We start from the raw sequence: 14,232 nt of genomic DNA, 5'->3' as shown, positions 1-14,232 counted from the left end.
TTTATGCTCATTCCAACATATCCTTTACGCGCTGTACATATGGAGCCTTATTGTATGAATGGTATAGTTCGCTAGAAAGTCTAGTAGGATCCCCGAAGAAAAAGCGTTCGTATAAAGTCTGTCGTGTGCCGAAAGAACTCATTGTCAAATCCCATGCCAAGCGGAATAGTTTAACGCGATTCTCGGCATTATCAGCTTTAGACTGTAAGTATTGATCTAAATCGTTTCTAATGGATGATCGGAATGCATCTTCCGTTGGGATAGACATTAATCCACTTGCACTTAATAACTGTATGATTTCCGTAAACCTTGGATAGACTCGCGGAAAAACATTGATGGCAACTTGTAATGTTGTACAGTCTGGTTGCATCAAACCCCATTTATCTATTTCCGCTTCTATCTCAGCCTTGATCACCAATGCCTTCATCGTTTCTAAAGCTATGATAATTTCAGAAACCTTTTCTTGAACATGTTGGAATTGCTTGATATTAATCGTCTCGATAATTGATTGGACAACTCCCAATACAAATTCAGTTTTTACAATCTGTCTTGAAACAACTTGATGCAAGGCAAATGCTTGAAACGAACTATCATTCATAAAATTGTTAGATACAGCTATATTGTCATAATAAAATACGCGGTCCCATGGAACTAATACGGTGTCAAATACTACTATCGAATCCATTTCCTCATACCTTGAGCTTAGCGGATAGTTAAAGGTTGAATCTCCTCCAACAAAAGATTCTCTGCATATAAACTTTAATCCTTTTGTGTTACTAGGTATGGAAAATGAAAATCCTTTTTCTTCCTCCACTACACCTCCGGATGATATAACAAGTATTTCATCCGTAATTCCTCCTTGTGTTGCTAGCAATCGCGCACCTTTTACAATGATTCCTTCTTCATTTTTATCAATCACCCTTGCAGCAATAGGCTCTTCTGAATCTTCTAGATAAATTGGTGATCGATTTACTTGGGGGTCAATAAATGTATGTGTCATAGATAAATCGTGTTCTCGTGCATATTCATAGAATGATTGTAAGTTTTCAGGAAAGCAGTTCTGTTTTTCATTCAAGAAACTGGCAGATGATGCAAAGGCCATTAATGCTGTATTCATATAATCTGGACTTCTTCCCATTAGGCCATTGTTGAATTTAGCCCAATGTTGCACCATCTTTCTCTTTTTAGTTAAGTCCTCTTTTGTCTTTGGTTGTAAAAAAGACAATCCTACTGGTTCTGAAGTGGATGGTGATGGATACGTCATGACATCCTTTAAAGCCACATCATGTTGAAGGTCATACAAGGCTGCCTGACTTTTCATAACTCCTTTGAATGCGGAGTGCTCCGAGATCTTGCCTGTCACCGGCCTACCGTCTATCCATATATTCGTTTGCATTTGGTCAATTCGATCAATATATTGTTTCCCCGTAATAGCTGGCATACGCACGCTCCTAAAATGTACAAGCTGATTATTCTTCACATCTTTTGTTGTATACTATTAATATTACCTTTAGATTGTTACAAGATGGTTTTCATGTAACGGTTCTTTCCTATTCGATTGATTCTTGATTGAGTTCTTTAAGTGCATCTTGTCTTTACTATTTCCAGAGCGCTTTGGACAAAACATCAGCTACACTATTAACGAAGAATTTTATAAAGGATCTGGAAGTGACTGCGTCACTTCCAGATCCTCTTTTTTCGGTAATCTTGTGGCAGATGTTTGTCCGTCGCCCTCTTGGAATATGTTGATACAAGGTACATAAGGTTTGGATAATGAGAGAATAAATCCTTTCCTATACTTTTAAAAGCGGACGAAGATGCAATTTCGTCCGCTCAGCACCTCTTTATCAATGGATACTATCTATTTTTCTCTAGTACCACCGATCCTGCTTCAGACTCAATTGTCCTCCAGATTTTGGCTGATATAGTTACGCGCGTATTATCAAATTCAAACGCTGAACTAAAAAGTTAAAAACTATCATAGAACAACTAATTGCATGATGAAAGCTACAGATTCTACACTCAATGCGACTAAAAACACAATGAAGACGGAATTTTACGTAATCCAATTTTATAAATTCTCTTAATCTTTTAAAAAAGTGCTAGAGCCCTTTTAGTACATATTGTCTTCACCATTCACCATGTGCTTGGGCTGCACATTGGCTAAACCTTACCGGAATAAATCTTTCCAGTGGCTCTGTATCGGACTCAATTGTCCCCAAACCTGCTACTGACACAGCGACGCGTGTTCAGAAAGTAAAATCATTTCCCTTCTAATTTCTTCTCCACAGTTTGAACATAATCCTTTAACTGATCAGCAGGATTAAACACTGTATTTCCATGGCATACTTCTAAACGTTTCGGTTTCAATTGCCCAACAACAGCACTGCTTTTCAATGCTTCCGCCATATTAGGTGTAAACATTGGAGGTTGGAGTTTACCATTTTTCGATTTAAAGAGATCCCCCGCTAACAGCACTTGATCTTTTTCATGGTAGTACACAACATGACCTGGGGAATGGCCAGGTGTAAAAAATGGCTTTAGTCCGCCTACTGATTTCAAGATACCAGCCTCTTCTTCTAAAAGCGGTTGAGTTAGTTTTTTAGGTAAGTTATTTTCTAGTTTCTTTCGTTTTGGATAGAGAAGCTCCCCTTCCAAATACGGAATTTCTATTTGGTGTGCGTATACTGGTACTTCATTTTCAGTCAATATTACCTTTACTGCTCCAACATGATCGGTATGACCATGCGTGAGAAGAATTTGCTTCAGTGGTCCAGCGTTTAGCTGTTTCAAGAATTTCATGATTCCTTTTGCCATCATTGGCATTCCTGCATCTACTAAAGTGATCCCGTCTTCTTCCACTACAACCCATACATGAATAGGAATGATCATCCACGTTTTTAAGCTCCAAATATGTTCAGAAATCTGTATTGCTTTCATCTGCATTTCCCCTTATTTAGTTTTTCTCTATAATGCCTAATAAAAGTATTTCGATTGAGAGATTGAACGTAGAGGATGTCAAAAAAATATCCCTCGAAAGGATATTTTTTATATATGAAAGCTTCCACTACGGGTATTCAAGTTCCGATTCATCTATAAACATAACATTATCAACGTCCAAGTCTCCATACCAGCTGGAACCTGAAGAACCTCCTAGAGAGGTTATGTTATCCAATTTATCATAGGCATTCCACCCAAAATATATATCTCGCCGATAATTAAAAAAATTAGAAAATAAATCAGATTGATTAGCAGAAAAACTATTTAATGATAGAATGACAGAAATCCAGTCAGTTGGAATTTGCATACTGCCATAAGGATTTTCTGAAAAAGGAATTTTTTTCTCCATTTGTACCCCAGGTTCATAATAATGACTATTCCCTGTGATATGGTATCCTCGCTTCTTAATTAGGTACAGCTTTATGTAGCTCACTTGATCTAGAGAAGGAAAATTCCATACTAAATGATAAGTGGAAGGGTCTTTGCTTTTTATCTTCCATATTCGCATGTCACTATTTGTAGAAATTAATACAGTTTGCCATTTATGATGTTGCCATTCCCAAAAACTAAAACCGTATTTGTTATCTACCGATACAAAAGGGACATATACATGCTGTTCGTCAAAGTAGACAGAATCTTGAATGACACTCGCATCAGTTCCTGGACTGAAACGATTCATCTCCTTCACCAACTGTTCATTTGTTAAAAAAGGCTCTGGCTTCGAAAAATAAAACCAATAAACGGTGAATGCAGTCAATAAAATCAAGACAATCCCTATTAAAGTGAGAAACTTTGTCTTCGTCATTTACTTCCCCTCCTCTAATAGTGATTGATCAGAGTGAAAATAAAACTGCTTTTTTGGCGTTTCGATCAAAAGCCCTTTTCCATCACCTTCTATATAGATGATAGCGCTTTGACCACTCCCCCATTTAGGTAACGTATGGATAAGCATATATGGAAATCGTTCTTTTCTTTTATTCGACTCGGTATCCATATACGTCTCGTTATACCAATCATCACTAAAGAACTCTTTTTGCTTTAAACGATGAATAAGCTTTAGTAAGTTTTCTTTAACTTGTTGGTGTTCCTTTGCAGATGGATGAATATTAATAATGGAGGCATTTTCTACATCTGAAATATAGGTTTCTGGTTTATTTTCAGGGAATATGAAAAGATTTACTGGTATAGCGACTAAAGTAGATGACAATAAAATAAAGTTAGCCAAAAAGCCCAACCAAGCAAAATGTCGATACTTTTTCCATCTCTCTTTTTTTCTATTTAAAAAACCATATAAAATCCATACACCAAGTGGCAATACTGCAACGTTTATCATTTTATCCGACACATTCCAATTAAATGAAAAAGAAAAGAGACCTACTAAGATGACGATAATTACTTTCCACAATTCAGGCTTTTCTGAATGCTTTTTATACAAACGAAAGGCAATAATTCCAATGACTAACCAAGCTAAACTAATGGTGATTATTTCGACAATATTGCCATTCCACAAAAAGATCATCCCCCTGTTCTTTTAAGGTATATCCTTTGTTTCGACATAACTTTCCATATTACCTTCATTGGTTCTTCTTTTAGGAACTAAAAAAGGCATTATCTGAGCATATTCCAAAAAGGATCATCACTGATAACACCTTGCATTCTAGTCTATTAAATTATGGAAATAATAGTATCATAATTCTATCAACCCAATATATCTCTTCTATTGTATGAGATGAATCCTGCAGTAGCTAAAACAATTGCTATGATTAACAATACAGTCACCGACATATAGTCCATTTCCTGCACTGGAAGTCTTGGAATATGACCATATGGTGAAAGATTACTCATCCAGTTCGGAAATTGAAGTAAACCTCCTAAATAAACAACTACAAATGAATAAACTAAATACAACCATGCGAAACCTGTAAATTGTGGAATATATCCTACCAATAATACAGCCAAACCAATCATCGTCCAAATTGCAGGTAAGTAAACCATTCCTGCATTAAACAGTGTCGTAAAAGAAATAGGCTCATCCATCATTGCTGCACTTGCAGACCATAAACCGATTACTGCAAAGAACAGCATCATCACGCTACTAACGATCGAAATGACAAAATAACTACCTAATATTCGGACACGAGATATTCCACGGCTGAGTAAATGCTCCGTATGATTCTTCTTTTCTTCACTTTTCAATTTAAAAATGATGATGAGTGCAGGAACAGTACAGAGCATCGCCAACACCGTCATTAATACGGGGATGAATTGTTCTATTAACGAAAACCCTTCGACCGGTCTGATTAACGCTTGCATCATTTCCACGTCTTTGAAAAATGATTCCAAATCGCCTAAAACGGAACCATAGGAAGCTCCCAATATGAATATTCCCATTGCCCAAGCAATCAATCCTGTACGTTGAATCCTTAGCGCGAGGCCTATTGGACTTCTCAAAAAGGGTGATGCATGCATTTTTCCAGGTCTAGATGGTAGAAATCCAGCTTCTAAGTCTCGGATGGAATTTAAATAGAGTGCAAATGCTAGTAAAACTAACGCTAAACCTATTAGCAATAAAATTGGGGACCAATAATTGTGCACATATACTTCCGCTTTTAATGGGATACCGAGTGGTGAAAACCAGGAAAGTGTTTCATTGCTAACATCTCCAATTGCTCGCATTAAGTACGCCAAAATCAGTACGGTAAAACTTAACCCTATTGTCCCGCGAGAATTCTCCGATAGCTGGGCAAATATAGCTGTTATCCCTGTAAAAATAATTCCCGTTGCCCCTAAAGCTGCTCCGTATAACAAGGAGCCCTCTATATCCATACTTTCGATCCCTAATGCGTACAATCCAAAACCCATTAGGATAGCTAACAAAATATTCGTTCCACTAACCACTAAGACAGTGGCATTCAAATTCGACAATCGACCAACAGGTAGGGAGCGTATCAATTCCATCTGCCCATCCTCTTCCTCTGCGCGCGTGTGTCTTGCTACAAGTAAAATACTCATGATAGCAACTGCTATAGCAGTGAAAAGCAACATCTGATGAGCCATCATCGCTCCGTTCGTATAGTTATCTAGCCCATTACTATATCCAACCATTGATGTCATTACAGGGTTTAACATTGTTTGCGCGATTGCCTGTCTATCCTCTGGAGTTTGGTATAAATCCTTAAATGCAGTGGCCGTGCTAAGTGTTAATAAAAGTAAAGCAATAATCCAAATAGGAATCCTCAAACGATTTTGTCGTAATATAAAGCGTGCAAGCATCCCTGTATGCTTAAACGGCTGTTTTGACATCAGACTGCACCTCCTACTTCCTCATAATGGCGCATAAATATGTCTTCTAAATTTGGTGGTGCACTTTCTAATCTTACAACTCCAAACTGACTAACATGTCTGATCACCGTATCCAATTGTTCTGAATCTACTTGAAATGAAAGTGCTTGATTGTTTTGCTCTATTGAATAAACACCCTTTAATTCATTTAATCCGATAATTGGTTGCTTCGCTTCAACGAGTAAGTTGGTTCGCGTTAAATGTCTTAATTCGCTTAATGTACCTGTTTCAATCATTTTACCTTGTCGGACGATCCCTACTCGATCACATAATTTTTCTACTTCCGACAATATATGACTGGATAATAAAATGCTTTTCCCTTCTTTTTTAGCATCCATTATACATTCTTGGAATATTCTTTCCATCAGTGGATCTAGACCTGATGTTGGCTCATCTAAAATATATAAGTCCGCATCCGATGCAAATGCTGCTATTAATGCAACCTTTTGTCGATTTCCTTTAGAATAAGTTCTGCATTTTTTGGAAGGGTCTAACTTAAACTTTCCAATCATTTCTTCTCGCCGATTTTTATTTATCGCTCCCCGTAATTCCATAAACAAATCAATTACTTCTCCGCCCGTTAAGTTAGGCCATAAGTTCACATCCCCCGGTACATATGCAATGCGTTTATGAATATTCACAGCATCGTTCCAAGCATCCAGTCCAAAGATAGTCGCTTCTCCCTCTGTCGGTTTAATCATACCGAGCAACAGACGAATCGTTGTAGATTTACCAGCTCCATTTGGACCGATGAATCCATATACTTCTCCTTCATTCACTTCCAAACTCACATGATCTAAAGCAGTAAATTTCCCGAACTTTTTTGTTAAGTTATTCGTTTGTATGATGGACATGTTTTGACCCTCCCTTTATTTATAAAACAAGGTTCGCATTATATTTATATAATCCAAAAACTCTTTGACATAGGAATCATAGTTCATTGCACTTAAATCTTGCCCCTTCAATCGCCGCTTTAGTTCATTTTCATACCCTTCAATCGACCATCGAATTAAGTTAAATGCTTTTTGAACGTCCATCCCCTCTTTAAAAAATGTATAATCTATATTTCCATAAATCTTAGCGTATCCAGTTTCATACAACGCCGCTATCCGAGATTTTAAGTCCGCATCAATTTGATCATTCAAAATAATAGTGGCTATAAAGTTGATGGCTTCTGGATATCTTGAGAGAAAATCCATTTTGACCACTACAATTTGCTTCATTCGTTCCAACAAATCAGGTTCTTTGGCATTTATCGCTTCAAAATACTCATTTTCCACCATTTCAAGACAATATTCGATTAAATACAAATAGAGGTCCTGTTTAGTCTTAAAATAATAAAAGAGCATTCCTTTCCCAATTCTAGCTTTCTTCACTATTTGGTTGGTTGAAGCTTGCTCAAAGCCTTTTTCCTTAAACTCATTTAAAGCTGCGTCTATAATTCTTTTTTGTTTATTAATATTCAGGTTTTCAAATCGCTTTGTAATACTCGTTTCCCCCTAACTTTTTTTAGTTTATTCCAGTAAGAACAAATATAGACCACCTCGGTCGATTATAGAATAACCTTAATTGACCATGGTGGTCTATAGTTTTTGATGCCATAACAAAAACTAGGCTAAGAAACCCTTTAAAAAAATGGTTTCTTAACCTAGTTCACTTCTTGTATTATTTAACTTTTGGTACTATATTGTTTGGTTCATCTGCATTAATCTTGATCAAATCAGATGAAAGTGTATCACCCGTAACTACTTTTTCTAACATAAACTTATTAAATTCTGTTTGGAAGAATGTTGGTGATTTTTCCCATTCAGTTTTTGGTAAAGTAATAACAAAGGTTCCGTCTTTTTTAGGAATAGAAACAGAATACTTTACTCCTTCTTGTACATTGACACCGATTAAAGTTCCTTTATATACAGCACCAGGAGCAGTTGTTGTCACCAAAGTAGGAGGAGCATCATTAATGATTGTTCCTTCTGCCGGTAGGGTAACATCTACATTTACACTTAAATCTTCTGGAAACATAAATACTTTATATTCAGGCAATGTATAGTTTACGTCATTGTAATGCACATAAAAATAATGATTTTCATCATCTTCTGGAACGTAATCTAAGTTGTACACTCCATTTGCATCACTTGGATTGGACATAGAAAAACCTTCTACTCCATCTCTTCTTAAGTTAATAGTTGCCCCTTCTACAGGATTACCATTAGCATCTTTGATCGTACCACTAACACGATATTTTGCTGGTCCAAATGATGGGTATTGTTGACCTTTCGTCATCTCCGCATGTGCATGCACTTCTACATTTTCCGGATTTTCTTCAGAAGCAACTACTTTATCAATTACTATTGGGAAATTTACACTTAATTCTTCTTTTAAAGCTAATAAATTTTTCGCAGTTTTTTCTGCAATTGATTTACCGTCTATCGTTGCTTTATCAACAGATACGACTTGAATATTTTTTAACTCTAACTTACTACTGTCTACATTGAATGTGAATTCTCCGTTTTTATCTGTATCAATTGTTCGTTTGTTGGATACTTGAACAACTGCACCCACTACAGGTGTCTCTCCAACTAACAACTTCCCACTTACTTCTTTATAATGCGAGTGATCTGTATTCCATGCAAGTACCGTTAATTGTTTATCACTTAGTTGTAATGTTGCTTCTCCATCTTCCTGACTACATGCAGAAATTATAATGGCTACCATGACGGAAAGTAACAATAAATATATCTTCTTCATACTTAAACTCCTCTTATCGGAAAAAGGACAGAGGAATTTTCCTACTGCCCTTTTCTTATTTCACTTACACAGGAATATTATTTACCTGTATGTGCATTAGTTGTATCTGCCTCGCCTGCTTCAGCTTGCGTTTTATCGCCACCTAAAGCAAATACGAAAATTTGAGGTTTTGATCCAGCAGATGTAATCATTACGTATGATTTACCATCAACTTCAAAAATTGATGGAGCCGCTGAAATTGTATTACCTGTAGTTTGGAATGACCAAACATTTTCACCTGTTTTAGTGTCGATTGCATTTACTTTACCACTTAATTCACCGTAAAAAGTAAGACCTGCTTTTGTACTTGTCAAACCACCACGCATTGGTTGATCCGTTTTAACTTGATAAGCAATTTTACCTGTACTCACGTCGATAGCAGTGATAGTACCATATCCTTTTATGCTAGGATCTGCTGCTGCAGTAGAAGTACCAAATGCCCAAGCACCAAAGTATGGAGAAGTATCATTAGTTACCGCTTCTTCTTCGTTCTTAGCTGTTCTAAGAATACTTGGTTCTTCAATTGCCGGTATTAAATCTAAGTTCAGCTCAGGGTCAAATGTATCTGGCGCATAGTTTTGTCCACCTAAAACTCCTGGATAAACTAGAACACCTTCTTCTGTTGGATCTGGATGATCAATTTTACCGAAAGCTACGTTATGGTAAACAGGGTCTCCAGTAGCTGCATCATAAGCAAACCATTCGGAACCTTTTGTTCCTACACCAACAAGTTTACGTTCTTTTCCATCTATTTTTGCATTAAAGATAGATGGGCTATCTGCAGTATCATAATCCCAAAGGTCATGAGATTGTTGTTGTTGTGCCCAAACCATTTTACCTGTAGCTGCTTCTAAAGCGATAACAGAGTTTGTATGAGGGTTCACACCTGGACGTTTTGCTCCGTAGAAGTCAGGAGCTGGGTTACCAGCAGAAATGTACATTAAACCAGTATCTGGATCAACACTTGGTGGCATCCAAACTGCTCCGCCTCCGCCAAAAAGACCATCAGATAACCAGTCTTCTCCTTTTGGAGGTACTGTCCAGAAAGGCTCATCCCAAGCTGGTGTTAGATCGCTAGATTTGAAAGCCATTTCGAATCCACGTACACCGTTATCTCCGCCTGAGCTACCGACAAGGATTTTTCCGTCGAAATAAACAGGAGCTGTTGTTTCATAGTAACCATTATCAGATGTTAATTCAGGGAAGAAATCACTCGCATGAATGAAGTCAACTGTTTTACCAGTCTTTTGGTCAATAGAAACTAGACCAACATCCGCAGTAATCATAAATACTTTACCTTCAGCAACTGCAACACCACGGTTAGATGATGGCATACCTGTACGAGTAATTGTTTCTAATACTTCTGCTGGTGGAGTCCATTCCCAAATAACATCTCCTGTTAAAGCATCAAAAGCATATACATAGTTAGAACTAGTAGATACATATGCTACACCGTCCACAACGATCGGAAAGCTTTGGTTACCATTTGGAATATCTTTATTAATTTCTTTAAAGTCTTTACTCCAAACAACACCTAAATCTTTGACATTATCTTTTGTGATTCCCTCGAATGGTACATGTCTTGTAAGTTGAAGATCATATCCAAAATTCGAGAAGTTCTTATAGCTAACATCTTCTGATTTTTTGTCATTGTTCTTTTCTTTATCTGTTTTTGACGAATTATCATCAGAACATGCCGCTAACATAAGCGATGCAGCTAATAATGCTGAACCGTATTTTACTTTTTTGTTCAATTCAATAACCTCCTATTATTTGTTTTATTATTCCAGTAAGCAATGTTACCACTTGTGAACAATTTTTGAAAGTTAAAAGTTTTTTCATTAAAATATTTTTTATTAAAGTTGTTTTTTTTTAAAATAAAAACTATAGTTGTATAGAGTTTCATAAAAAATGGAGGTATAACATCTTGAAAAAACTTTTTAGTTTAATAATCTTATCCATGTTAGTATTTGCTCTTGCTGCTTGTGGATCTGATAAATCTAGCGAAGATAAAGCTACCGAAGACAAAGCAACAGAGGAAGTTGCTGCACCAGATGAATCAACTGTAGAACCAACTGGTAACGTAGTTGAGGCGACAGTAACTGCAAAAAACTTTGAATTTGATGTTAAAGAAATCAAAGCAAAAGTAGGCGACACTGTTAAAATTACACTTGTAAACGATGCTGGCGCACATGGTATTGGTATTGATGAATACAATGTAGATATCAAGGGTGGCGAAACGGCTGAATTCGTAGTAGACAAAGCTGGGGAATATGATTATTACTGCTCTCTTCTTTGTGGTGTAGGACATGATAAAATGGCTGGTAAATTAATCGTAGAATAAATGTCTGAAGAGAGCCGAGTTCTTATGAATTCCGGCTCTTTTTTAATGCAATTTCCGCATTAAATAGTCTTATAGTCTATAATTGAAATTAAAGACTATACGAAAATGGAGGTTTTTATATGAGTAAAATTTTCCAAGTAGATTATCCTACTCCTATCGGTGCGTTAGAGATTGTGGGGACAGAAGAAGCAATAACTTCGATTATGTTTTCAGATGAAAACGTAGTTACTCATCAGTTGACTAAGGAGACTCCTGCTGTACTTCAAAATTGTTATTCCGAAATGGATGAATATTTTAATGGATTTCGTCAGGAATTTTCATTCCCTTACATTAATGTAGGTACCGAATTTCAGAAAACCGTTTGGCATGCTTTGACAGCGATTCCTTATGCACAAACTGGATCTTATAAGGATATTGCAGTTTCTATCGGAAATGAAAAAGCAATTCGTGCAGTGGGTAGTGCAAACGGAAAAAATAAGCTCAGTATTGTGATTCCTTGTCATCGAATTATTGGTTCAAATGGAAAATTAACTGGTTATGCAGGTGGCTTATGGAGAAAAGAATGGCTTCTTAACCATGAAAAGAAATTTATGAAGTAAATCGCAAAGACTAGTTAACTGCCACTCTGTAGTAGAGAGGCAGTTATGTTCGGCTCGGAATTTTGGATGGTTGTTCAAATACTTTGCTCCACTGAACAAGTTCATCCACTTTCATTGGTTTGGCAAAATAATACCCTTGAATAATTGGACTTTCACAAGTAGTTGCTAGAAATTCTACTTGTTCCTTTGTTTCGACTCCTTCGAATACAATCGTTAAATCTAAGGATTCTCCTAACGCTATAATAGCTTTTATTATGGATGAATCTTTTTCGGAATGTGGAACATCGTCAATAAAAGATTTGTCAATTTTCAATGTAGAAATAGGCATCTTTTTTAAATAAGATAGAGATGATACTCCTGTCCCAAAATCATCCAGCGCTACTGAAAAACCTTCTTGACGGAAGGTATTAACTGCTCTTATTGCCTCTTCGATATTTTTCACAAAACTAGTTTCTGTAATTTCAAGTTCTATTAGATGGGACTCTAATTTATATTTGTCCAATTTATGTTTTAATACGTTTAATAAACGACTTGAAGTAACATATTGGCCAGGAATATTGATGGCCACTTGCTGAAATAATACTCCTTCATTTCGCCAATCTGCTATTTGTCGACAAACTTTTTCAATAATCCAATCCGTCACGACAACCATTCGATTATTTTCTTCTAAAATAGGGATAAACACGCCTGGAGAAAGAAATCCGTATGTCGGATGATTCCAACGAAGCAATGTTTCAACTCCTGTAACTTTATTGGTGACTACGTTTACTTTTGGCTGATATACAAGAAACAGCTCTTCTTGTTCCATTGCTCGCCCAATATCCTCTACGATTTCAAGCCCAAGTGCATACGTATGTATAGTCGAATCATAGTGAATAATTTCGTAATTGAATTCGATGGAAGAATAGTTTAATACAGCCTGTGCATTCGTATATATATTTGCCGTTTCCTCTATATTGTTTGCTCTTGATATGGCGCACACAGCAGAGATATTCACTTCATAATTCTCCACTATAAGTGGCTCACGGAGATATTCTGCTACGGCCTCCATTTCTTTTTGTAAATAATCCACACCATCTATATGATGGGTGAGGAATGCAAAGCGGTGTCCATCAATACGATAGAGCTCCATCATAGAGGGTACTAATGCTCTCAATCGTAATGCTAATTGTTGGATTACCTTATCACCAAATTGATAATCATGTTCTCGATTTACATGTTCCAACCCATGTAAATGCCAAATAGCCAAACTTTGAGGAAACTCCGTCTTTTTTATTTTTTGCTCAAATAAACGACGATTAGGCAGTTTAGTTAGCGCGTCATAATAACTCGCTCTATATTCTATGTACTTATCCATAAGACTCGATAAAAGAAGAAAACTTAAGAGTAATGTCATACCAATCGCCACAAAGACAGCTAACAAATCCATGTTGATCAGTTGAAAAATCCTTGGATGCGGTGAATAATGCTTAGGGAGATAAAAACTCATCGAACTCAACCAAGTATAATGGGCTCCAGAAATGGCCAAACCTAAGGCAAGTGCCATGCATAGATGAAGTGTGCGACTTTCCACATATCGCTGTAATTTTAAAAAAACAACACTCGCCATAATTGGAATTACTACAGAAATAGCGACAGACAAGAAGAGTATGCTTCGTTTATATGTATAAATTGCTTCCGTTTTCATTCCCAACATACTAACGAAGTGACACGTTGAAACTCCTATACCTATGACCAAACTAAACGTAAGAATATCCCAAATAGATTTTTGGGGACGATTAGCTAAATAAAATGCGAGAAAGGAGGCGACAATCGCTGGTATGATGGAAACGATCGTTGATAAACGATCGTAATAAATGGCGATAGGTAAGGAAAAAGCAAACATACCGACGAAATTCATCGTCCAAATACCAAATCCCATCGCGATAGAAGCAAGAACAAACCAAAATTTTCGGTGAAAAAAACTATTACTTTGAACCCGATTATTCATTACAAATGCGGTGTATGTAACTATACACGAAAGAATAATCGAAAGGGCAACCAGCGGGAAAGAATATTCACCTTGTAATTCTATTAAATTATTCTGCGATGGATGAATAAGCACTTTCGTCACTACCTTTAATGGAGAAATATACTAAAATTATATCATATCTCCATTAC

12 protein-coding genes are annotated in these 14,232 nt (G+C 36.6%); 2 read left to right on the top strand and 10 right to left on the bottom strand.

All coding sequences use genetic code 11. The annotated features are described in order from the left end of the window. Positions 1-7: 7 nt before the first annotated feature. The 9 genes from hpaB to ACEPXD_RS01230 form a co-directional block, all read right to left on the bottom strand. Positions 8-1,441: a 4-hydroxyphenylacetate 3-monooxygenase, oxygenase component gene (gene hpaB / locus ACEPXD_RS01270; RefSeq protein ID WP_391119159.1), complete on the bottom strand. Its 1,434-nt coding sequence runs from the start codon at positions 1,439-1,441 to the stop codon at positions 8-10. Positions 1,442-2,262: 821 nt separating this feature from the next. Continuing rightward, positions 2,263-2,940, bottom strand: coding sequence for an MBL fold metallo-hydrolase (locus tag ACEPXD_RS01265; protein ID WP_391119157.1), 678 nt, complete (start codon positions 2,938-2,940; stop codon positions 2,263-2,265). Between the two features lie 127 nt (positions 2,941-3,067). Then, positions 3,068-3,805 carry a hypothetical protein gene (locus ACEPXD_RS01260; protein ID WP_391119155.1) on the bottom strand — a complete coding sequence of 246 codons (738 nt, stop codon included), beginning with the start codon at positions 3,803-3,805 and terminating at the stop codon, positions 3,068-3,070. Further along, positions 3,806-4,510: a hypothetical protein gene (locus ACEPXD_RS01255; RefSeq protein ID WP_391119153.1), complete on the bottom strand. Its 705-nt coding sequence runs from the start codon at positions 4,508-4,510 to the stop codon at positions 3,806-3,808. Between the two features lie 188 nt (positions 4,511-4,698). After that, a complete protein-coding gene (locus ACEPXD_RS01250; RefSeq protein ID WP_391119151.1) occupies positions 4,699-6,303 on the bottom strand; it encodes an ABC transporter permease in 1,605 nt (534 codons plus the stop codon). Beyond that, positions 6,303-7,196 carry an ATP-binding cassette domain-containing protein gene (locus ACEPXD_RS01245; RefSeq protein WP_391119149.1) on the bottom strand — a complete coding sequence of 298 codons (894 nt, stop codon included), beginning with the start codon at positions 7,194-7,196 and terminating at the stop codon, positions 6,303-6,305. The genes ACEPXD_RS01250 and ACEPXD_RS01245 overlap by 1 nt, the downstream gene beginning before the upstream one ends. A 15-nt stretch (positions 7,197-7,211) precedes the next feature. Then, entirely contained in the window at positions 7,212-7,781 is a 570-nt protein-coding gene (locus ACEPXD_RS01240; RefSeq protein ID WP_391122942.1) for a TetR/AcrR family transcriptional regulator, read from the bottom strand. Between the two features lie 226 nt (positions 7,782-8,007). Then, on the bottom strand, positions 8,008-9,090 hold the full coding sequence (locus ACEPXD_RS01235; protein WP_391119147.1) for a carboxypeptidase-like regulatory domain-containing protein: 1,083 nt from the start codon (positions 9,088-9,090) through the stop codon (positions 8,008-8,010). A gap of 77 nt (positions 9,091-9,167) precedes the next feature. Next, complete coding sequence (locus ACEPXD_RS01230; RefSeq protein WP_391119146.1) at positions 9,168-10,883, bottom strand: pyrroloquinoline quinone-dependent dehydrogenase; 1,716 nt, start codon at positions 10,881-10,883, stop codon at positions 9,168-9,170. 173 nt (positions 10,884-11,056) lie between these two features. Between ACEPXD_RS01230 and ACEPXD_RS01225 the strand changes: the two genes are divergently transcribed. Both ACEPXD_RS01225 and ACEPXD_RS01220 read left to right on the top strand, forming a co-directional pair. Continuing rightward, positions 11,057-11,473, top strand: a complete 417-nt coding sequence (locus ACEPXD_RS01225) for a cupredoxin domain-containing protein (RefSeq protein ID WP_391119144.1) — start codon at positions 11,057-11,059, stop codon at positions 11,471-11,473. 119 nt (positions 11,474-11,592) lie between these two features. Continuing rightward, the gene (locus ACEPXD_RS01220; protein WP_391119142.1) at positions 11,593-12,072 is read left to right on the top strand and encodes a methylated-DNA--[protein]-cysteine S-methyltransferase; all 480 of its coding nucleotides are present in this window, start codon (positions 11,593-11,595) and stop codon (positions 12,070-12,072) included. Between the two features lie 43 nt (positions 12,073-12,115). Here the strand turns inward: ACEPXD_RS01220 and ACEPXD_RS01215 are convergent, their stop codons facing one another. After that, a complete protein-coding gene (locus ACEPXD_RS01215) occupies positions 12,116-14,185 on the bottom strand; it encodes an EAL domain-containing protein (protein WP_391119140.1) in 2,070 nt (689 codons plus the stop codon). Positions 14,186-14,232 lie beyond the last annotated feature (47 nt).

Origin of the sequence: Psychrobacillus sp. L3 (assembly GCF_042945595.1) — a bacterium.
In the GTDB taxonomy this organism is placed as follows: domain Bacteria; phylum Bacillota; class Bacilli; order Bacillales_A; family Planococcaceae; genus Psychrobacillus.
Note: the sequence above shows the minus strand (reverse complement) of the source record. Positions and strands in the feature narration are given on the sequence as shown.